Raw genomic sequence first — 21,063 nt, 5'->3', positions numbered from 1 at the left:
CTGGATCGCTTCAAGCCTGACCGCGACCGGCCACGTCCCTGCGTCGCCGTGGACCTGCCGCAGCATCGCGGCAGGTCAGTGACACTGACCATTCGCTTGATCAAGGCCCCGATGCCGGTTTCTGCGCAGAGACCGCGCGCGCCGGCGTGTCCACCGGACAACCATAGGGCAACGGTTTTCCGGCCTTGTACGTGGCAATACACGTTGCGAGATCCGGTTTGGCTGGCGCCGCGCCACCTTTCACTAACGACGCGGGGGCCATGTTCATGCGTTCATCGCCATCGTTGGTCGGCGGTGGTGGTGGCGGATCGCCGCCGCAGCCACCAGCAAGCGCCGCCAGCGAGATACCACAGTGAATGCGAATGCCCTTAGGCAATTCGATCGTCTTGGTAACGGTGGTTTTTTCGACCAGCTTCTGCAGCGCGTCGTCCACAGCATTGGTGCTTTTGCGCCAATAGGGATCGAGCTTGGTCGGCTTGTATTTGACCGGATTTTGATCGCGCATGATCTGCGTATCACCCTGCGGACCGCGCTGCACATAATCGGCTTCGGGTGCCGTGGGCGCGCTGGAGGCATTGGCCGGCAGGATGATCCGCCCGGTGCGATCGAACAGGACAGGCGCGGGCGCAGGAGGCGGCTGCGTGGTCGCAGCAGGCGCTGGCGCGGGACCCGGTATATGCAAAGTCATCGCATTTTTCGACACGGGCTCACGTGATGGCCGCGGTGGCAACGGAGGCACGACCGGCGGCGGCACGGCCTGTACGGGACCGGAGCCACGCGTTATGAAACGCACCTCGATGGCACTCTGCGTCTGTACCGCTACCGTTCTTGCCAATGGTCCGCGCGGCTCCATTTGGTACCACACGAACGACATGAAAAAGACGTGCAGCAACAGCGCGATAGTCAGCGCCACCCACAGGCGGCGACGATCGCGCGGTGCTTTGCGCCAGCGCATCTGATGCAGCATGGCGCGCGTGGGGCCGTCGAACGGATGCAAGCCGCGGTCTTTGCCTTCGGGCAGGGGAAGCCAGCGGTGGTGTTCGACCTGATCGGGGCGTTCGATAAGCCGTCCTCGCTATGTTGCCCGGCCACAGCTTGTGACCGCAGGGGAATGGGATGCTATGTGGAAAAGATTCCCAGGTTGCCACAGAGACCTTTCGCGTAGCCGCCGGTTCCATACCGTGCTCACACCGCGTTAACGGTTGTCGGCTTGAGTGGCGTGAAAGACACTGGATCCCGGCCTTCGCCGGGACGACGAGCCACTTTGTGGCTCGTCGTCTTCGCAGTGCAACTTGACCATTGCCGGGAATGGGAGAACGCTAACGGCGCGGCCGAGAGACCACTGGTCCCTTCCCCGCCTTCCCGCCATGACCGCCCTGCGTCCCGCACGCGAAGGACGACCATGACGGCCCGCCAATGCGCGGCCTCATGCGGCGTCGCCGGCACGATCCCGCGCCTCTGTATCAGGAGGGTCGCATCGTGTCCTACTACACGGAAAATATCCGCAACGTCGCACTCACCGGTCACGCCGGTGCCGGCAAGACCAGTTTGTTCGAAGCCTTGTTGCACGCTGGCGGCGCCATCCAGAGCATGGGATCGGTGGAGCGCGGAACCACGCAATCGGACACCGATATACAAGAGAAAGCCCGCGGCCATTCGATCGATAGCTGCATTGCCAGCATCGATCGCGGTGACTGCCATATGAATGTCGTCGATACCGCCGGCTATAGCGATTTCCGCGGCGCGACGCTCTCCGCATTGGCGGCGGTCGAAACTGCAACGATCGTAGTCAATGCCGCCAACGGCATCGAACACGGCACGCGCCGCATGATGGAACATGCGCGCGAACGTGGCCTCGCCCGTTTGCTGGTGGTGAACAAGATCGACAGCGAAGGTGTGAATCTGGCCACGCTGATCGATGCGCTTCGCGAGGAATTCGGCAACGAATGCCTGCCGGTCAACCTGCCTGCCGACAATGCCAGCCGCGTGCTCGATTGCTTTTTCCATCGCGACGGCAAGACCGATTTCTCATCGCTGGCCGAGGCGCACCAGCAGATTCTCGACCAGGTGGTGGAGATCAATGAAACCACCATGGGCGACTATCTCGACAAAGGTGAAGACGCCCTGACGCCGCAGCAATTGCACGATGCCTTCGAGCAATGCTTGCGCGAAGGGCACTTGGTGCCGATCTGTTTCGTCAGCACGCGCACCGGAGCAGGCATCCAGGAACTGCTGGATGTGTTCGAACGGCTGCTACCCAACCCGGCCGAAGCCAACCCGCCACCGTTCCGCAATGGCGACAATGTGCAGATCGCCGTCGATCCGAATCCTACTTCTCATGTCGTTGCCGACGTATTCAAGGTGATCAACGATCCCTTCGTCGGCAAACTGGGTGTGTTCCGTGTATGGCAAGGCACCATCCGCCGCGACAGTCAGCTGTTCATCGACGATAACCGCAAAGCCTTCAAGGTCGGTCATCTGTTCCGCCTCAATGGCAAGAATCACGTGGAAGTCGACCAGGCCGTTCCGGGCGATATCGCCGCAGTGGCAAAAATCGAAGACATCCACTTCGATGCCGTGCTGCACGATTCGCACGACGAAGACAGCATTCACCTGGAACCCCTGCACTTCCCGCAACCCATGTTCAGCCTCGCGCTCGAGCCCAAGCACAAAGGCCAGGAACAGAAACTCTCGCAGGCGCTGTATCGACTTTCCGAGGAAGATCCTTGCTTCCGCATGGAGCACCACAAGGAACTCAATGAAACGGTCGTGCGAGGATTGTCCGACCTGCATCTGAAAATCATGCTGGAGCGCATGAAGGATCGTTACGGCGTGGAAGTCGTGACACATCCGCCACGCATCGCGTATCGCGAAACCATCGCCGGCTCCGCCGAGGGACATCATCGGCACAAAAAACAAACCGGCGGCGCAGGCCAGTTCGGCGAAGTGTTTCTGCGCGTGGATCCGCTCGAACGCGGCGCGGGCTTCGAGTTCATCGACGCCATCAAGGGCGGCGTGATTCCCGGGCAGTTTCTGCCGGCGATCGAGAAAGGCGTGCGGCAGGCGATGGAAAACGGAGCCGTGGCCGGCTATCCGCTGCAGGATTTGCGCGTGACCGTGTACGACGGCAAATACCATCCGGTCGATTCGAAAGAGGTGGCTTTTATCAGCGCCGGCAAGAAGGCGTTTCTCGATGCGATCAGCAAGGCGCGTCCGATCGTGCTGGAGCCCATCGTGGATGTCGAAGTGTCGATTCCGGAAAACAACGTCGGCGATGTCACCGGCGGTCTGGCCGGAAAACGTGCGCGGATCATGGGCACCGATACCAAGCGCGGTGGCGAACTGGTGATCAAGGCGCAGGCTCCCCTGGCCGAGCTGACGGACTATCCGACCGAGCTGAAAGCGATGACCGGCGGGCGAGGCCGCTACAGCCTTGATCTCAGTCACTACGAACCGGTTCCCCCGCCCTTGCAGCGACAGCTCAGCGAGGCGTGGAAGCCCAAGCTGGACGAGGACTGACGTCGCCCGCCTGACTTAAATGCATGGCCGGGCAACATTGCAGTCGCCCGGCCGCATACCCATGTTGCAGAAGGAGCTGCAGGCCCCTCCTGGCGCGAGCCATCAGGGTTCCAGGATGTGCTTTCACACACTCATAATCCATGACTGCGGAGGGCCGCATGAGTCGCGCCTTCGTTAAAGACAATGACGGCGATGCCCAAGACGCATTGCCCGAACTACCGCTAAGCGAACACCCCAACTATGTCACGCCGCGCGGCATCGCCGCCTTGCGCGGTCGGCTGGCCGATGCGCAAGCACGACGCGATGCCCTGAAGACGGGTGAGGAGGATGCGCTCGACGAGCAGCGCGAACTCGCCGCGCTGGAGCGCGAGCTGCGATGGCTCAATACGCGCGTGGCCAGTGCCATGGAGGTGGATCTCGCCAAACAGCCACACGATCGTGTCGCCTTTGGCGCGATCGTTACCGTGGATAGCGAAGATGGCGAACGACGATGGCAGATTGTCGGCGAAGATGAGGCCGACGCGGAGCATGGTCTGGTGAGCTACGTCTCGCCGCTGGCGCAAGCGTTGCTTGGCGCGCGTGTGGGCGATGAAGTGCGCTGGCAGCGGCCCGCCGGCGACATGACCATCGAGGTGGTGGCGATCGATTATCCGAGCTGAGTGCCCATTCGCCACCACCGCTGACTTGCAGCGATGTCGAATTATAGCCTCACCGTCATTCCGGCGAAGGCCGGAATGACGGTGAGGTAATGCTATTCATCAGGAAGAAACTGAAAAATCTCAGCGCTTGGGCTTCAGCAACGTACCCGTGCACTTGGGCGAACCGCACAGGCACTTCCACAGCTTCTTCAGCCGTGCGGTGTGCGGTACTTCCAGCACGATGCCGTAATCGTAGGTGAGCTCTTCGCCAGGCTTGATGTTGCGCTTGGTCTGGATGATCACTTTGTCCTTGCGCGGATTGCCCGTGTCGTTTTCCTCGACGAGGGCTTCGCAATTGGGGTTGCAGCTGTGATTGATCCAGCGCGCGATATTGCCCTTGCGGTTCGCGTCGATGATGTAGTCATCATTGAGCGTGAACAGGAACGTATGGCCAGTCTCCCCGCCGTCGCCGTACATCACGTCGGCTTCGTCGTGGGTCATCAGCGTGCCCCTGTACTCGATGACTTCTTCGCCTTTCTTGAGTGGAGCGACGGCAAACACGCCATTGCCATGGATGGGAGAGCGGCGAGCAACGATACGACGGGGCATGGGCAACCGGGGAATGAGGGACGCGATCCCTAATGATGCCTGCTCCAGCCTGGCTTGAAAACGGGAAGTAACGAACGGCTGGTGTGGGCGCAAGAACACACCGTCCCACACTCTTGCAACACGCGCTCCCGCAGCAGTCCCGAGGCGTGTTCTCCGTGACATGGAATGCAAGCGGCCGAACTTGCCCCTCCACGCCCCATCTCCCTCCTCCTATTTTGTATAACCACAACAGTTTCAAACGTTTCGCGTGTTGCGGGCGCCCATTCCACCCGTCCCTTTCCCTGCTATATTCAAACAATCGTTTGAGGTGATTCCATGAAACGACTGCTCCACGGATTGGCCCTTGTTCTCCTGGCTGGCGTCCTGGCTGCCTGCGGGCCGCAGAAACAAAGCGTGTTCCCGCCCACCATCACGATCCAGCAGATGCGCCTGCAGCCTGACGGCACCTGGGAACTCACCCTGCGCTTCCAGAACAACAGCTACACCGGCATGGATTACCAATCGGTCGAAGGCCAGTTGCAGGTCGCCCAAGGGATTCCCGTGCGCCTGCATGCAAAGTTCGACCTGGGTGTGCCGTCCTTTGCCGCCGACGTGATCCAGGTGTCCGTGCTGCCGACGACCGAGATGAGCCAGGCACTGCAAGCGGTCAACGCCAAGGGCAGCGCCGGTTCGCTGGCCTACACGATCCGCGGCATCGTGCATTGCATGCCCAATCTGGAAGATCACCCGGACGACAAGAATCCGCGCGACTTCCCATTCAAACACGACGATTTCCTGTCACCGGTACCCGGCATCGCCAATACGTATCGCTGACGATCTATCGCAATCGCCACACGAAGGACTTACGCCATGACGCTCTACAAGGCCCCCCTCGACGATCAGCGCTTTGCACTCTTTGACGTGCTCGGCGCAGAAGCCATTCTTACCAAGCTACAAGGTGGCGAGGGCCACACTCGTGACCTGCTCGACGCGGTGCTGGAGGAGGCCGGCAAGCTGAGCGAGGTGGTGCTGGCGCCGACCAATGCCCCGGGCGACGAGGAAGGCTGCCATTTCGACAAGGCCACCCGTACGGTCACGACGCCGAAGGGCTTCAAAGACGCCTTCCGCCAGTTCTCCGATGGCGGCTGGGCCGGTCTGACCATGGCGGAAGAATTCGGTGGCCAGGCGCTGCCGTCGGTGATGGGCATCGCGACGTCCGAGATGTTCCAGTCGGGCAATCTGGCGTGGAGCTTGTATCCGCTGCTGTCTGAAGGCGCCTGCCACGCGCTGGAACTGCACGGCACGCAGGAGCAGAAGCACACGTATCTCAAGCCCATCGTCGCCGGCCGCTGGACCGGCACGATGTGCTTGACCGAGCCGCAAGCCGGTTCCGACCTCGGCCTGTTGAAAACCCGCGCCGAACCCGGCCCCGATGGCAGCTACAAAATCACCGGCACCAAGATCTTCATCAGCGCCGGCGATCACGATCTGGCGGAAAACATTCTGCACCTGGTCTTGGCACGCCTGCCCGACGCACCCGCCGGCAGCCGTGGCATTTCCATGTTCATCGTCACCAAGTACAAGCTGAAGGCCGACGGCTCGCTGGGCGAGCGCAACAATGCCTACCCGGGTGCGATCGAGCACAAGATGGGCATCCGTGGCTCGGCCACCTGTGTGATGAATTTCGACGAGGCGGAAGGCTATCTGATCGGCCAGCCGCACAAGGGCTTGGCGGCGATGTTCACTATGATGAATGCCGCGCGCCTGTCGGTGGGTCTGCAAGGTCTGGCCTTGTCCGAACGCGCGCTGCAGAACAGCCTCAACTATGCGCGCGAACGTCTGCAGTCGCGCTCACTGTCCGGTCCGAAGTTCCCCGACAAGCCCGCCGACAACCTGCTGGTGCAGCCGGACGTACGTCGCATGCTGCTCGCCCAGCGCGCGTTCGTGGAAGGCTCGCGCGCCTTGATCATGTACGCCGCACTGCAGACCGATATCGAAGCGCGCGGTGCCGATGAAGCCGCGCGCCAGCACGCCAGCGAACTGCTCGCCTTCTTGATCCCGATCGCCAAGGGTGTGGTCACCGAGCTGGCGCAGGAATGCACCAAGGAAGCACTGCAGGTCTACGGCGGCCACGGCTTTATCGTGGAGAACGGCGTGGAGCAGTTCGTGCGCGATGCACGCATCATCACGCTGTACGAAGGCACCACCGGCATCCAGGCGGCGGACCTGCTCGGTCGCAAAATCCTCCAGCTCAAAGGCGTGGGTCTGCAGTACTTCCTCGCCGAAATCGGCGCCTTCTGCAAGGCGCATGCGGCCGATGAAGCGCTGCGTCCCTACATCGGCACGCTCGGTGCACTGGCCAAAGAATGGGGTGAGCTGACGCTGAAGTTGGCGCAGCGCATCCAGAGCAATCCGGAAGAACTGGGTGCCGCCGCGAACGATTACCTCTACTACAGCGGCTACATCACGCTCGCCTACTTCTGGGCGCGTGCGGTGGCTGCCGTGGAGAAGAGCACGCAGCAGGCCGAGTTCAAACAGGCCAAGCGTGATACGGCGGCGTTCTACTTCGCACGTATCCTGCCGCGTACGCATATGCACAAGGCCGCGATCGAAGCGGGCGTGGAGACGTTGCCGGCGATTGCGTAAAGCAACAACTGGCGCAGTTTGCACAAAACGCCCGGCCAATCCGGGCGTTTTTTGTTGGGTGTTTCGTCGAACTAACCTCTTACCTCACAGCGATTCTTTACCTCAGCGTCATTCCGGCGAAGGCCGGAATCCACGCTTCGTGTGCATCATGGATTCCGGCCTTCGCCGGAATGACGCCTAGTGAAGTTCAGTATTCCGAGGACCAAAACGCCCGAACGATAGCGATATGCCTTTCGGCACTGCCGCATGCCCAGCCTGTGCATTAAGGCTAGGCTAGCTGCACATCCAACGGGGAGTCACCATGAAGTCGAGTCGTGCCGCGATCGCGTTACGCGGGCTCAAGCCTGCGATGTTTGCCCTGCTGCTCACCCTGAGCGGCGCAGTACTGGCGACGGATCCGCCCGGCCCTTCGCAATACCCGAATTACCCCAGCGAAACACCTGCGCAGTTCACGCCAGTCACGAGCAGCTACGACTACGTCGAACGCGACGTGATGATTCCGATGCGCGATGGCGTAAAGCTCAACACAGTGATCCTGATTCCCAAGGGCATAACACACGCCGGCATCGTGCTCACCCGCACGCCTTACGATGCGAAAGAACTCACCCATCACATGATGAGCGGCCATCTTGGCCCAATGCTGGAAGGCTACGACAACGCCACCGACGTGATCGTGGAAGATCACTACATCCGCGTCATCCAGGACATCCGCGGCAAATACGGCTCCGAAGGCGATTACGTGATGAACCGGCCGATCCACGGCCCGCTCAATCCCACTCCGGTCGATGACGCCAGCGACACATACGACACCATCGACTGGCTGGTGAAAAACGTGCCGGAGTCGAACGGCAAAGTCGGCACCATCGGCATTTCCTACGACGGTTTCGAACCGCTGATGTCGATCATCCATCCGCATCCGGCACTCAAAGTCGCCGTGCCGATGAATCCGATGGTGGACGGCTGGATGGGCGATGACTGGTTCCATCACGGCGCCTTCCGCCAGCAGAACATGTCCTACATCTACGAGCAGTCTGCCTGCCGCGACAACTGCTACAAGTGGTGGACCAGTTATCACGACGAATACGACCTGTTCATGCAGGCAGGCTCCGCCGGTGAACTGGGGCGCCAGTACGGCATGGAGCAGCTTGGTTTTTGGAACAAGATGATTGCGCATCCGGCCTACGACTCGTTCTGGAGCGAACAAGCCGTCGATAAAGTGCTCGCCGCGCAACCGCTGAAAGTGCCGACCATGCTGGTGCACAGCTTGTGGGATCAGGAAGACATCTACGGCGCACTGGCCGTGTATCGCGCGATCAAACCCAAAGACACCAGCGGCGAGATGGTCAAGCTGGTCATGGGGCCCTGGCATCACGGACAGGAAATCGAGGAAGGCAGCTCGCTCGGCGCGATCCAGTTCGGCAGCGACACTGCCAAATATTTCCGCGAACACATCTTGCGCCCGTATCTGGCGCAATACCTGAAAGATGGCGCACCCAAAGCCGATATTGCGCCAGTCACTGCCTTCCAGACCGGCACCAACCAATGGCAACGCCTCAGTCGTTGGCCGCTCGCCTGTGAAGATGGCTGCAAGGCCAAGAGCCGTCCGCTGTATCTGCAAGCCGGCAACAAGCTCGGTTTCAGCGCGCCTGCCAACGGCGCGAGCTATGACGAATACATCTCCGATCCGGCTCGCCCCGTACCGTTCCGCGCACGCCCGATTCAACCGATCGGCTACGACAACGGTCTCACCTGGCCGCAGTGGCTGGTGGACGATCAACGCGAAGCGTCCGGCCGCACCGATGTCGTCACGTATGTTTCCGACGTACTCACCCAGCCGCTGACCATTGCTGGTGCACCCGTCGTACATCTGACCGCATCGACCAGCGGCACCGACAGCGACTGGGTGGTGAAGCTGATCGACGTGTATCCCGATCAGGTCGCAGAACAGCCGGAAATGGGGGGCTATCAACTCGCCGTGGCGATGGACATCTTCCGCGGCCGCTATCGCGAAGGCTACGACAACCCCAAACCGCTCACCGCCAACCAGCCGCTGGCCTACCGCTTCGAATTGCCCAACGCCAATCACGTCTTCCTGCCGGGCCACCGCGTGATGGTGCAGGTACAGTCGAGCTGGTTCCCGCTCTACGACCGCAATCCGCAGACCTTTGTGTCCAACATCTTCTGGGCCAAGCCAGGGGATTATCAGAAGGCCACGCAGCGGATTTATCACTCGGCGGATCAGGCCAGCTATATCTCGCTGCCCGTCATCGGCGACTGAAGGAACGCCATGGTCATGCTCCTCCCCTCCGCACCGGGGGAGGAGCAAAGGCAGGAGGCTTCCATCCACGCCCCACTTGGGTGTAGAACCGACCTACCCGTTCCCCGCTCTTACCGACCGGTCGACGCATGAGTGACAACGCTTTTCATATCCGTCTCGCCGAAGACGATGACGACTTCATCCTTGGCCTGGTTCCGCGCTTCGTGGATTTCACCCTCCCCGCCTGGCGCAGGCGGCATGAATGTATCGAAGGCATTCGCAGGGACCTGAGCCGCCAGTTGGATGAACAACCTTCCAACAGTTACGTGTTCATCGCCGAGAATGACGAAGGTGAACGCGTGGGCTTCATCCATCTGCAGAAGACGCAGGATTACTTCAACGGCCGCGCCAACTGCCATATCTCCGACCTTGCCGTCGTGCCGCGCCATGAGGGCCAGGGCGTAGGCAAAGCGCTGATCGAACACGCAGAGGATTGGGCACGCGAGCATCAGTGCCAGATGGTGACGCTGGCGGTGTTTCCCGGCAACGAGCGGGCGCGGGCACTGTATGAAGCGGCCGGATACAGCCTTGATCTGTTGAGACTGGCCAAGCCAACCCACTAGCGCAATTCTCCATCTCGTCGTCCCGGCGAAGGCCGGGACCCAGTGACTGCTGCGCTATTAAGACGCCGGGTTCCAGCCTTCCTCGCTCCCCAAAACCGGGCACATCCGTGTGCCCTCTCCGCGTGCGCCGGGAACACAGGGTGTTGGTAAACATGCCTTATGTCACTGTCGCCTCCGCGCCAGATGCGATGTGCTGATCACTTATGTTGCAAGGGGTAAGTGATGCACGGGGAAGGGTTGGAATCGTCGATGACGCGCCGCGATCTGCTGCGCATGATCGGGCTGAGTGCCGGTGGCGCAGCGATGTACCAGGCGATGAGCAGTCTGGGATTTGCCGCAGAATCGCCCTATAAGGGCTCGCCGAAGCTGCAGGGCGCACCACGGGGCGCATCGGTACTGATACTCGGCGCCGGGCTGGCAGGCATGGTGGCCGCTTATGAGTTGCGCCAGGCTGGCTACAAAGTGCAGCTGCTGGAATACAACGCGCGTCCCGGCGGCCGTAACTGGACGCTGCGTGGCGGCGACACCTATACCGAACTGGGCGGCGAGACACAGCATTGCCAGTTCGATCGCGGGCTGTATATCAACCCGGGACCATGGCGCATCCCGTATCACCATCGCGGACTGCTCGATTACTGCAAGAAGCTCAACGTACCGCTCGAGCCGTTCGTGCAGATCAATTACAACGCCTACCTCCACGGCGCGAACGCCTTCGGTGGCAAGCCGCAGCGTTATCGTACGATCAATGCCGATTATCGCGGGCATACGGCCGAGCTGCTGGCGAAGGTGGCTCAGCAAGGCAAGCTGGATGCGCAGATCAGCAAAGAGGATCAGGCTCAGTTACTGGACTCGTTGCGCGAGTGGGGCGCGCTCGACAAGAACTACGCGTATGCCCAAGGCCCTTCCGTCAGCAATCGTCGCGGCTATGACAAGCTGCCTGGTGGCGGACTGTCCGCCAAGCCCACCGATTCACAGCCGCTGCAACTGCATGACGTGCTCAATTCACAGCTGTGGCGAAACCTGACGGAAGGTGAAATCTTCGAATTCCAGACCACACTGTTTCAGCCGGTCGGCGGCATGGGGCGTATCGGCGAAGCATTCGGCCACGAACTGCAAGGTCTGATTCACTACAACGCCAAAGTCACTGGCATCCAGCAGGATGAGCAGGGCGTCACGGTTTCCTATGTGGACGCGCGGCATCCCGGCTCAACGCAGAAAGCACATGGCGACTGGTGCATCTGCACCATTCCACTCTCCATTCTCAGTCAGATTCCCATGAACGTCAGCGCGTCCATGGCCAATGCCATTGGTGCGGTGCCCTATGCAGCCACGGTGAAGGTGGGCTTGCAGTTCAAGCGCCGCTTCTGGGAAGAAGATGAAGACATCTATGGTGGCATCACTGCCACCGACTTGCCGATCAACAACATCAGCTACCCCAGCAGCGACTTCAACAGCAAAGGCAAAGGCGTGCTGCTGGGCGGTTATATCTGGGGCCTCAATGCTTACGAATTCACGGCCATGACGCCGGAGGAACGGATTCGCAAGGCAGTGGAATACGGCAGTCAGATTCATCCGCAATACAAAACGGAGTTCGAAAACGGCATCGCTGTCGCGTGGCATCGCGCACCGTTCACCATGGGGTGTTTCGCCTCCTGGTCGGACGAACTGCGCGCAAAGCACTACGGCAATCTCTGCCAGATCGACGGGCGCATAGCACTAGCCGGCGAACATGTCTCGTATCTGCCGGCGTGGCAGGAAGGTGCCGTCACGTCAGCGTTGGATGTAGTCACACGGCTGCATCAACGCATGGTGGCCGGAGGTGCCGCATGAATCGGCTGATCTTGTGCCTGGGTAGCGCCGCCGTGCTGCTCGGTGGCATTGGTGCAGTGAAGGCACAGTCTTCTGACAATGCGCTCTACACGCGCACCAGCATCAAGAACGCCAATGGCGAAGAGATCTTCCAGCATATTTGCCAAGGCTGCCACATGCACGATGCCAAAGGCGCAACGGGGGCAGGCACCTATCCGGCGCTCACTGGCAATCCCAAATTGGTATCGGCGCCCTACATGGCGGCTGTCATCCTGTTCGGCCGGCATGACATGCCTTCGTTTGCGACGAAGCCCATCACGCAACGCAGCTTCTTCGAAGACACCAAGCTGAGCGACGAGCAGATCGCCGAGGTGATCAACTACGTGCGCACGCATTTCGGCAACGATTATCGCGACAGCATCACGGCAGCCCAAGTCGCCGCCCTGCATCCCCAAGACCATCCAACACCATCCAGCCCATGAAGAGGAGAGGCGTCATGCACAAGGTCATTCATGCTGCCGCACTCGCTGCGCTGCTGCTATCGGTCGCAAGCTCTGCGCAGGACGTGGAGCGCTATCGCATGCCCAACAGCAATTTCCCGATATCCGCCGCGGTAGAAGTGCCTTCCGGAAAATCCACCATCTACCTAAGCGGCAATGTACCGCCTGTGGCCGACCCCAAGGCAGCGAAAGATTCCGTATCAGCCTATGGCAATACCGAAACACAAACCGTCGGCGTACTCACCAACATCCAGAAGCAGTTGCAATCCATGCATCTGGATATGGGCGATATCGTGAAGATGAATGTGTTCCTGGTTGGCGATCCTGATCACGACGGACACATGGACTTCGCCGGTTTCATGGCCGGCTATACAAAGTTATTCGGTACGAAGGAACAACCCAAGTTGCCAGCGCGTTCGGCGGTGCAGGTGGCGGCGTTGGCGAATCCAGGGTTTCGAGTGGAAATCGAGGTTATTGCCGTGCGGCCTTGAGCACGATTGCGCCGCAAGTCTAAACAGACGCTTGTTGTGCAAGCAAAGAAAAAGCCGCCTCGAGGGCGGCTTTTTCGCAATCACTTCGCAAGCCATCAGTTCTTGGTCTGATTCGCCGCTTCGGTTTCTTCACGCTGGGCCAAACGCTGGCTCACGCGGTCGATGTTCTGCAGCGACAGCAAGTGTGCGTAGATCCAACCCATGGTGCCGTCGGTGAGGAAGCGATGCGCGGTTTCGGCGTCGATCTTGCGCAGCTTTTCCTCGTTGATCACGAACAGACCATTGAGGTTGAGCACGTTGCCGTTGCGTTCCAGGCGAATGTTGCGCGGTTCGAGCAGGTCATACTTCTTCAGGTCTTCCATGAACTGACGAGTGCGCGCCACGTGCTGCTGGAATTCGCCAAGGAAGTTTACGGCGTTCTTCAGCACGTCGGTTTCGGAACCGTCTTCCTTGAACAGACGCTCGCCGTCGTTGTCGTTGAAGCCTTCGTAGGCTTCATCGAGGAATACGGTGAAATCGTCGCCTTCCGTGCCCGCCGGCTTTTCGGCCAGCACGAACGGATAGCGGCGAACGAAAGCCGGGATGTAGATGCCCTGCGCCCACTGGCCTTCGTTATCCAGGAACAGGTTTTCGCTCTGGCGCAGACCCAGCAGTGCCATGGGACCGGCGCTAGCCATGTCGGGACCGGCGAACAGGATCGGGATGTCGCGGGCGGTGACAGGGAACTCGGTGCAGGTCAGCGGCACGGAATGCACGCTGTGCGCAAACTTGAGGTTGGTGAGCCCCTTGATGCGCAGATCCTTGTGTGCGGTGCGATTGAGCGGCACAGGACGCTCGTAGAAAAGTACTTCAGCCACGTTACTTACCTCTGCCCCGCCGTGCCGGGGCCGCCACCCAGGCTTCCCCTCCCAAACCCGGCGTCGGGTCTACAGATGAACGGCCACTATATCAGCGCCGCAGGCCCAGGGGCGAATCAGTCCAACCCCCGGTTTTGAGACTATATCCGCGGCTCTTTGCATGCGTTTTGCAATCAACTTGTTCTATGCTGCGGAAAACCCGAGCACCGTTGCATGGATGGGCGCTCTTTCGCTACTGAGGTGAAGGACGGAACGCATGCTGATGGAAGTGCCAAAGCTGGCCGATTTGAACTCGACCCGCGTGTTGTCGCTGGATGCCGCCGGCCGGATCCTTGACTGGATCAGCTGGCAGGACGCGGTTTGCCTCTACGTGCGGGAGGCGGTGGCCTGGACCCTCGGCGACCCTTGCCTGACCGTGCACGGCGGCCATAACCGCGTCCTGGGCAGACAGAGCCAGATCCAGCTTCACCCCATCGTGGCCAGTACTGGACATTGCCGCGACCACGCGATTGACCCCGCCCCAGCCCTTACCAACAGCGCCCTTTTTGGGCGCGATCGTTATCTGTGCATGTACTGCGGCGAGCGTTTCAGCCGCGGCGAGCTGACCCGGGATCACGTGCTGCCGATCTCCAAGCGTGGCAGCGACGAATGGGAAAACGTGGTCAGCGCCTGCCTGGCCTGCAATCTGAAGAAGTCGAACCGTACCCCGCAGGAGGCCAACATGCCCCTGTTGGCCGTGCCCTACCGGCCCAGCTGGGTGGAGCACCTGATCCTGTCCAATCGCAATATCTTGGCGGACCAGATGGAGTTCCTCATGAACCATCTGCCCCGGAATCGGCGCGAAGCCTTGGCGTAAGAACAGGCTCCAAACTGAGTGCAGCTTGACCGGGGCCCTGACCTCGCCCCGGGTTTTGCTTGCCCCGCCCTAACGCAGGGTTAACAATACGCCAATGATCGACCTGTCCCGCTACCCGCATCTGTCCGCGATCGAGTCGCCGGCGGATCTTCGCCGCGTACCCGACGACCAGCTTGGTGTGATCGCCGATGAACTGCGGGGGTATCTGATCGAGGCTGTCGCAAGTTCTGGCGGTCATTTCGGAGCGGGCCTGGGCGTGGTGGAACTGACGGTCGCGCTGCATGCGGTGTTCGACACCCCGCATGACCGGCTGATCTGGGACGTGGGTCATCAGTGCTATCCGCACAAGATCCTCACCGGTCGCCGCGACCGCATCACCACCATCAAGAAGAAAAATGGCTTGGCGCCATTTCCGCGTCGCGAGGAAAGCGAGTACGACACGTTTGGCGTCGGTCACTCATCCACCTCGATCTCTGCTGCGCTGGGCATGGCCATCGCGCTGAAACGCAAAGGTGATGCGCGCAAGATCATCACGGTCGTTGGCGATGGCGCCATGACGGCCGGCATGGCGTTCGAAGCACTCAATCATGCGGCTGATGTGAATGCGGACATGCTGGTGGTGTTCAACGACAACGGCATGTCGATCAGCGAGAACGTCGGTGGCTTAAACAAGTCGATGACGCGCCTGCCTGGCACGCTGTTCGAGGAAATGGGCTTTCACTACAACGGTCCGGTCGATGGCCATGATGTGCAGTCATTGCTGCACGCGCTGCGTGCGGTGAAGAATCTGCCTGGCCCGCAGCTGCTTCATGTGATCACCACCAAGGGCAAAGGTTATGCGCCAGCGGAACAGGCGCAAATCGAATATCACGCTGTCGGTCCGTTCGATCCAAGCGCAGGTGTGGTGAAGAAAGCCGGACCAACGAAACCGACCTACTCCGATGTCTTCGGCGACTGGCTATGCGATATGGCCGCAGCGGATGAACGCTTACTCGGCATCACGCCGGCCATGCGCGAAGGCTCGGGGCTGGTGCGTTTTTCCCGTGAATATCCGCAGCGTTATTTCGACGTCGCCATCGCTGAGCAACATGCGGTCACGCTGGCAGCAGGTATGGCCTGTGAAGGCGCAAAGCCTGTGGTCGCGATCTATTCCACCTTCTTGCAACGTGCTTACGATCAAGTGATTCACGATGTCGCGTTGCAGAATCTGGATGTCACCTTCGCCATCGACCGCGCAGGGGTGGTGGGACCGGATGGCGCCACCCATGCAGGCAGTTTCGATCTGGGCTTTCTGCGCTGCTTGCCCAACATGGTGATCATGGCACCGGCTGACGAGAATGAATGCCGCGCCATGCTTACCACGGGTTTTCACCACAACGGTCCGGCGGCTGTCCGCTATCCGCGCGGCACCGGTACGGGCGTGGCGATCGCCAAGGAACTGGAGACGCTGCCGATCGGCAAGGCGGAACTGCGCCGCCGTGGCCACGGCCTGGCGATCCTGAGCTTCGGAGCGATGCTGGCGCCGGCCACAGAAATCGCCGACGCGTTCGATGCCACGCTGGTGAACATGCGTTTCGTGAAGCCGCTGGATGAAACCTTGCTGCTGGAGCTAGCGAAAGACCACGGTGCCTTCGTCACGCTTGAGGACAACGCGGTCGCCGGTGGCGCGGGATCCGCGGTGGCCGAATGTCTGGCAGCACATGGTGTAACCTTGCCGATCCTGCATCTGGGCCTGCCCGATGCGTATCTGGAACACGGTACCCGCGAGGAAGTACTAAGCGAGGCCGGACTTGATCTGCCAGGGATTCGCAAGGCCATCGTTACCCGTTTTCCGAAGCTAGGTTCATTGAACCAGGCAAGTGCTTGAGTAGCGCATAGCTTTTCCCTCTTCCCCGTTTACCGGATTTGTTGGCGGGGGAGAGGAAGTAGAGCGCAACGTTTTGATTTCATCATTTCAAAGGAAGCGTTAGGCCCGTGACTGAGCTTATCGTCCGTCTTGTCCAATTCTGCCGGCGTTTTGCCGTGTATGTGGTGCTGTTCTACGTCGTGATGGCGGGAGCCGGCATCTGGCTGGCCGCGCATCGCCTGAGCGTGGACACCAATACCGACAATCTGTTCGCCAAAACCCTGCCCTGGCGTCAGCACGCCATGGCGTTCGACCGCGAATTCCCGCAGTTCAACAATCTGCTGGTTGCGGTGGTGCGTGGCGCGACGCCGGAGGAATCGGCCGAAACCGCCGCGCAACTGGCCAAGGCGATGGAGGCGGATAAAAAGCATTTCATCGACGTAAGCCGTCCGGATGCCGATCCCTTCTTCCGCTCGGAAGGCTTGTTGCTGCCCGACCCGGACGAACTGGCCAAGCTGCTCAATTCGCTGATGAACGCGCAGCCGTTGCTCGGTCCGCTGGCCGCCGATCCGTCAGCACGCGGGCTGTTGAACGGCGTGTCGCTGATGGCAGCGGGTGTGCGCATCCAGCATGCCGACCTGACGCCTTACAAACCCGCGCTGGATCAGTTGCGTCAGGTGCTCGACAATGCTGCGGATGGCCATCCCACGCCGCTGTCCTGGCAGAGCTTGCTCGGCTCGGATATCACCCAGCAGCCTGAAAACGTCACCTTCGTGTTGACGCATCCTGTATTGGATGAAAATTCCCTGGAACCAGGACGTGCCGCGACCAGGGCCATGGAGCACATCCGCGACAACCTGCCTGATGTGAAGAGCGGCCGTGTGCGTATCGATTACACCGGCCCGGTCGCGCTCGCCGACGTGCAGTTCGGCGCGCTCACCAAGGGCATTGTGTGGAGCACCATCGGCAGTCTGCTATTGCTCACTCTGTGGCTGTATCTGGCCATGCATTCGTTCCGCCGCATCATTCCGATCCTGATCACCTTGCTGGTGGGCTTTGCGCTGACGATCGGCTTTGCCGCGCTGGCGATTGGCACCTTGAACGTGATCTCGGTGGCGTTTGCTGTGCTATTCGTGGGCCTCGCGGTGGACTTCGGCATTCAGTTCGCCGTGCGCATGCGCGAGATGCGCATGCTGCACGCCGAGATCAACGTCGCCATTGCCGAATGCGCACGCGTATCCGGTAGCCAGATCGCGGTCGCCGCCGCTGCGACGGCATGTGGCTTCCTCGCCTTCTCACCCACCAGCTTCGTCGGTGTCGCCGAACTGGGCACCATTGCCGGTGTCGGCATGGGCATCGCGCTTTTTTGTACGCTAAGCCTGCTACCTGCACTATTCAGCATCTTCAAGCCGCAACGCCAGACACAGGAACTGTCGCTGGCGTTCGGCCCAAAGATGGACGTGGTCTTGCATCGCCATTACAAGCCGGTGCTGATTGCGTTCACCCTGCTCGGCGCTATTGGCTTGTATGCGGCGATACGCATGCCGTTCGACGCCAACCCGCTCAATACACAGGACCAGACGTCCGAACCGATGCGCACGCTGCGCAGTCTGGCTGACAATCCGATCACCAATCCTTTCAACATCAACATCATGGTGCCCGACCTGGCCACGGCGCGCACGCTCACCGACAAATTGGAGAAACTGCCAGAAGTCTCCAGCGTGATCTCGGCGGCGACCTTCGTGCCGGCCCATCAGGAGGCCTCGCTGGATCAGCTCAATCAGGCGCAAGTACTGATGTTGCCGTCGCTGGATGTCGATCCGTCAGCGCCACCGATCACGCCTGCGGCGCTGCGCTCGGCGATCGAAGATGCGCACGATGCCATCGTCGATGCTCATGCGGAAATGCCGGCCGACTCACCGCTGTACGGCATCGACGCGGCGCTGCAGAAACTCGCCAAGGCCCCCGACGATCGCTTGATGGCGATGAATGAAGCCGTGAGCCGTTTCTTGCCCGCTCAGCTGCAGAGCCTGCGTGATGCGCTGAACGCGAAAGCCGTGACGCTTGAGACATTGCCCGAATCCATCAAGCGCGATTGGGTGAGTCCTTCCGGACAGGTGCGCATCCAGGTTTCGCCCACGGTCAATGATCAGGACACCGAGGGCCTGCGCCGTTTCGTGGAGGCCGTGCAAAAGATCGCTCCCGACGCGGGTGGCCCTGCCGTCACGACCATCGCTTCTGCCGAAACCATGATGAATGCGTTCAAACAGGCTGCCGTGCTGGCCATTATCACCATCGCGATCGTGCTGATGCTGGTCATCCGCCGCGTCAAAGACACCGGCATCGTGCTGCTGACGCTCGGTATGTCTGCCCTGCTCACCGCCTTGCTCGCCCGCGCGCTGGGCATGGCGGTGAATTACGCCAACATCATCTCGCTGCCGCTGCTGCTGGGCGTAGGCGTATCGTTCAACGTGTACTTCGTGATGAACTGGCGTGCCGGCATGCGCCGTTTCATCAGTTCCGCCTCGGCGCGTGCGGTGCTGTTCTCCGCACTGACCACGGGCACGGCCTTTGGCTCACTCGCACTGTCGCACGATCTGGGCATGTCGAGCATGGGACGCATGCTGCTGGTAAGCCTGGTGGCAGTGTTGCTGGCGACCTTCGTGTTCCTGCCTGCGCTGCTTTACGCGATCAAGCCGCCGACGCAGATCAGTGGCACGGGGCATTAACTGCCATGCCATAGACCGTGGGTCACCCCGGATTTAATCCGGGGTGACCCAACCTACGAAATCGCGCGATAGCTGAAGTCTCTGATCACAACGCTGCCTTCGTTCGCGCTGTAGATGCCGACCTTCAGGCTCACAAAGCCGCCGAACACGTTGTGATGAATGCCTGAGACCTCCATGCGAAGACCATGCAGGATCCAGGTTTTACCGTCGTCGTGCGAGTAGTGATAGGTGACGACGTTCTGTTCGTTTGTCAGCCGAATGCGTACGCGCCGGGTCGGCATGGACGTGCGCATCCAGGTTTGCTCCTGCGCATATTCGTAGGTTTTCATTTCATCCGGCGAAAACCCCACGCCAACGAACGCCACCGGGTTGTAGTACAGCAACAGACCGCCTTCGGCATCGCCGGTCAGCTCCAGGCTGGCTTCCACCACGTAGGAGCGATCGCCCACCAGGCATGTCACCGGGGGGCTATCTGCCGGTGAGCGTCCTTTGGCGGCGATATTCATCCCTCCAGCTTCATAACTGATCCGCGCTCTCTCGCCAGGCGACGCATCATGCAAGCACCACTGTATGCCCAGCCGGTTGTGAGCGAAGTCATCCGACAAGGCAAAACCCGACGAGCTCGCAGCACCTCCCTTCGGTTTTGCAAGCGGCGCGGAAAGATCACCACCCTTCGCGCGGAACCATCCGTCTTGCGTCCATTCGATCGGTTCCAGCAACGTCTGACGTCCCAAGGTCCTGAAGCCATTTTCGTAACCGTGATAAACCATCCACCAGTCACCGGCCGGTCCTTCTACCAAAGACGCATGTCCGCGCGACCACCACGGCTCCGCTGCACTCATGGTGCGCACCAGCGGATTGTGCGGACAGTGTTCCCACGGACCGTGGATGGAGCGGGAGCGTGCCGCAATTACCATGTGACCGGTGGGTGGCCCCGCCGTGCCACCCACGGCCATGATCAGATAGAACCATTCACCACGTCGCAACAGTTTCGGTCCTTCCGGCGCAAAGTTCTCCACGACCCAGTCGTCGGGATATCGCCAGGGCTTATAGGCCGACTGCAGTTCGCCATCCTTGGCCAAGCCATCGTCGGAAAGTCCTATGCGGCGAACGCCGTTGACGAACAGATAGCGCTTGCCGTCCTCACCCACAACATGACTGGGATCGATGCAATCACCGATCTTCAGATCGATGGGGTCGCTCCACGGGCCCTTGATGTCGTCGGCCCATATCACATAGATCGACCAACCTGCTCCCGGATTGGCCGGCATGTAGATGAAGTAACGGCCCTGGTGCTTGCATAAGTCAGACGCCCACACCGTACCGAGCGGCTTTGAAAGTGCCGGACCGAGCGGCGCCCAGTTCACCAGATCGGTGGAATGCCAGATGATCAGCCCAGGAAATGCTTCAAAGGGCGAAAACGTCATGTAGTAATCGTTGCCATCTTTGAGGATGGTCGGATCAGGATGATCACCGGAAACGATCGGATTTCGATACGTTCCGTCGCCAAGGTCGGCCTTGCGCTGGCCCTCGACACCCCTACCCCACGTCACGGCCTGAGGGTCACCGTCTTTGCATGTAGCGGCGGCAGTAGCGCTACGCAGGGAAAACGGCGCAGCCGCCGCACCCAGCAATGCCATCCGAAAGACGTTGCGGCGGGAATCGTTCACCATGCGTGTAAACCCTCTATCTGTGCTGCGCCCA

At 60.5% G+C, this 21,063-nt stretch carries 16 protein-coding genes; 12 read left to right on the top strand and 4 right to left on the bottom strand.

Features of this window, described 5'->3' with window-relative positions; genetic code table 11:
- Window positions 1–100 precede the first annotated feature (100 nt).
- Entirely contained in the window at window positions 101–997 is an 897-nt protein-coding gene (locus ISN74_RS03570; protein WP_229678976.1) for a hypothetical protein, read from the bottom strand.
- A 482-nt stretch (window positions 998–1,479) separates the two neighbouring features.
- Between ISN74_RS03570 and fusA the strand changes: the two genes are divergently transcribed.
- Window positions 1,480–3,519 (top strand): elongation factor G, encoded by a 2,040-nt coding sequence (gene fusA, locus ISN74_RS03565; protein WP_188797464.1) that lies wholly within the window; start codon window positions 1,480–1,482, stop codon window positions 3,517–3,519.
- A gap of 158 nt (window positions 3,520–3,677) precedes the next feature.
- A complete protein-coding gene (locus ISN74_RS03560) occupies window positions 3,678–4,178 on the top strand; it encodes a GreA/GreB family elongation factor (protein ID WP_188797462.1) in 501 nt (166 codons plus the stop codon).
- A 120-nt stretch (window positions 4,179–4,298) separates the two neighbouring features.
- Here ISN74_RS03560 and ISN74_RS03555 read toward each other — a convergent pair whose 3' ends face one another.
- The gene (locus ISN74_RS03555; protein ID WP_188797460.1) at window positions 4,299–4,766 is read right to left on the bottom strand and encodes an SET domain-containing protein; all 468 of its coding nucleotides are present in this window, start codon (window positions 4,764–4,766) and stop codon (window positions 4,299–4,301) included.
- A gap of 315 nt (window positions 4,767–5,081) precedes the next feature.
- On the opposite strand from ISN74_RS03555, the gene ISN74_RS03550 reads away from it, so the two are divergent.
- The 7 genes from ISN74_RS03550 to ISN74_RS03520 all read left to right on the top strand — a co-directional run bounded on the left by ISN74_RS03550 (window position 5,082) and on the right by ISN74_RS03520 (window position 13,071).
- Window positions 5,082–5,579: a hypothetical protein gene (locus ISN74_RS03550; protein WP_188797458.1), complete on the top strand. Its 498-nt coding sequence runs from the start codon at window positions 5,082–5,084 to the stop codon at window positions 5,577–5,579.
- A 36-nt stretch (window positions 5,580–5,615) separates the two neighbouring features.
- Window positions 5,616–7,391, top strand: coding sequence for an acyl-CoA dehydrogenase C-terminal domain-containing protein (locus ISN74_RS03545; RefSeq protein WP_188797456.1), 1,776 nt, complete (start codon window positions 5,616–5,618; stop codon window positions 7,389–7,391).
- A 301-nt stretch (window positions 7,392–7,692) separates the two neighbouring features.
- Window positions 7,693–9,669: a CocE/NonD family hydrolase gene (locus ISN74_RS03540; protein WP_188797453.1), complete on the top strand. Its 1,977-nt coding sequence runs from the start codon at window positions 7,693–7,695 to the stop codon at window positions 9,667–9,669.
- Window positions 9,670–9,797: 128 nt separating this feature from the next.
- Window positions 9,798–10,271 (top strand): GNAT family N-acetyltransferase, encoded by a 474-nt coding sequence (locus ISN74_RS03535; protein WP_188797451.1) that lies wholly within the window; start codon window positions 9,798–9,800, stop codon window positions 10,269–10,271.
- Between the two features lie 249 nt (window positions 10,272–10,520).
- Window positions 10,521–12,101 (top strand): flavin monoamine oxidase family protein, encoded by a 1,581-nt coding sequence (locus ISN74_RS03530; RefSeq protein ID WP_188797448.1) that lies wholly within the window; start codon window positions 10,521–10,523, stop codon window positions 12,099–12,101.
- Complete coding sequence (locus ISN74_RS03525) at window positions 12,098–12,562, top strand: c-type cytochrome (RefSeq protein WP_188797446.1); 465 nt, start codon at window positions 12,098–12,100, stop codon at window positions 12,560–12,562. Before ISN74_RS03530 ends, ISN74_RS03525 begins: the two co-directional genes overlap by 4 nt.
- A gap of 14 nt (window positions 12,563–12,576) precedes the next feature.
- Complete coding sequence (locus tag ISN74_RS03520; protein ID WP_188797444.1) at window positions 12,577–13,071, top strand: RidA family protein; 495 nt, start codon at window positions 12,577–12,579, stop codon at window positions 13,069–13,071.
- Between the two features lie 95 nt (window positions 13,072–13,166).
- Here ISN74_RS03520 and ISN74_RS03515 read toward each other — a convergent pair whose 3' ends face one another.
- A complete protein-coding gene (locus ISN74_RS03515) occupies window positions 13,167–13,928 on the bottom strand; it encodes a SapC family protein (RefSeq protein ID WP_188797442.1) in 762 nt (253 codons plus the stop codon).
- Window positions 13,929–14,184: 256 nt separating this feature from the next.
- Between ISN74_RS03515 and ISN74_RS03510 the strand changes: the two genes are divergently transcribed.
- The 3 genes from ISN74_RS03510 (at window position 14,185) to ISN74_RS03500 (ending at window position 19,359) form a co-directional block, all read left to right on the top strand.
- The gene (locus ISN74_RS03510; protein ID WP_188797440.1) at window positions 14,185–14,784 is read left to right on the top strand and encodes an HNH endonuclease; all 600 of its coding nucleotides are present in this window, start codon (window positions 14,185–14,187) and stop codon (window positions 14,782–14,784) included.
- A gap of 94 nt (window positions 14,785–14,878) precedes the next feature.
- Window positions 14,879–16,651 carry a 1-deoxy-D-xylulose-5-phosphate synthase gene (gene dxs / locus ISN74_RS03505; RefSeq protein WP_188797438.1) on the top strand — a complete coding sequence of 591 codons (1,773 nt, stop codon included), beginning with the start codon at window positions 14,879–14,881 and terminating at the stop codon, window positions 16,649–16,651.
- 107 nt (window positions 16,652–16,758) lie between these two features.
- Complete coding sequence (locus ISN74_RS03500; RefSeq protein ID WP_203546695.1) at window positions 16,759–19,359, top strand: MMPL family transporter; 2,601 nt, start codon at window positions 16,759–16,761, stop codon at window positions 19,357–19,359.
- Between the two features lie 53 nt (window positions 19,360–19,412).
- Here the strand turns inward: ISN74_RS03500 and ISN74_RS03495 are convergent, their stop codons facing one another.
- Window positions 19,413–21,032, bottom strand: coding sequence for a family 43 glycosylhydrolase (locus ISN74_RS03495; protein ID WP_188797436.1), 1,620 nt, complete (start codon window positions 21,030–21,032; stop codon window positions 19,413–19,415).
- Window positions 21,033–21,063: the final 31 nt, after the last annotated feature.

It is taken from the genome of Dyella caseinilytica (assembly GCF_016865235.1).
In the GTDB taxonomy this organism is placed as follows: Bacteria; Pseudomonadota; Gammaproteobacteria; order Xanthomonadales; family Rhodanobacteraceae; genus Dyella_B; species Dyella_B caseinilytica.
Note: the sequence above shows the minus strand (reverse complement) of the source record. Positions and strands in the feature narration are given on the sequence as shown.

What these genes read in the sequence shown, in the direction of transcription:
- ISN74_RS03520 (WP_188797444.1), top strand. Translation starts at nt 12,577, where the DNA reads ATGCACAAGGTCATTCATGCTGCCGCACTCGCTGCGCTGCTGCTATCG.
- ISN74_RS03510 (WP_188797440.1), top strand. Translation starts at nt 14,185, where the DNA reads ATGCTGATGGAAGTGCCAAAGCTGGCCGATTTGAACTCGACCCGCGTG.
- ISN74_RS03555 (WP_188797460.1), bottom strand. Translation starts at nt 4,766, where the DNA reads ATGCCCCGTCGTATCGTTGCTCGCCGCTCTCCCATCCATGGCAATGGC.
- ISN74_RS03495 (WP_188797436.1), bottom strand. Translation starts at nt 21,032, where the DNA reads ATGGTGAACGATTCCCGCCGCAACGTCTTTCGGATGGCATTGCTGGGT.
- ISN74_RS03530 (WP_188797448.1), top strand. Translation starts at nt 10,521, where the DNA reads ATGACGCGCCGCGATCTGCTGCGCATGATCGGGCTGAGTGCCGGTGGC.
- ISN74_RS03545 (WP_188797456.1), top strand. Translation starts at nt 5,616, where the DNA reads ATGACGCTCTACAAGGCCCCCCTCGACGATCAGCGCTTTGCACTCTTT.
- ISN74_RS03540 (WP_188797453.1), top strand. Translation starts at nt 7,693, where the DNA reads ATGAAGTCGAGTCGTGCCGCGATCGCGTTACGCGGGCTCAAGCCTGCG.
- dxs (WP_188797438.1), top strand. Translation starts at nt 14,879, where the DNA reads ATGATCGACCTGTCCCGCTACCCGCATCTGTCCGCGATCGAGTCGCCG.
- ISN74_RS03560 (WP_188797462.1), top strand. Translation starts at nt 3,678, where the DNA reads ATGAGTCGCGCCTTCGTTAAAGACAATGACGGCGATGCCCAAGACGCA.
- ISN74_RS03550 (WP_188797458.1), top strand. Translation starts at nt 5,082, where the DNA reads ATGAAACGACTGCTCCACGGATTGGCCCTTGTTCTCCTGGCTGGCGTC.
- ISN74_RS03525 (WP_188797446.1), top strand. Translation starts at nt 12,098, where the DNA reads ATGAATCGGCTGATCTTGTGCCTGGGTAGCGCCGCCGTGCTGCTCGGT.
- ISN74_RS03535 (WP_188797451.1), top strand. Translation starts at nt 9,798, where the DNA reads ATGAGTGACAACGCTTTTCATATCCGTCTCGCCGAAGACGATGACGAC.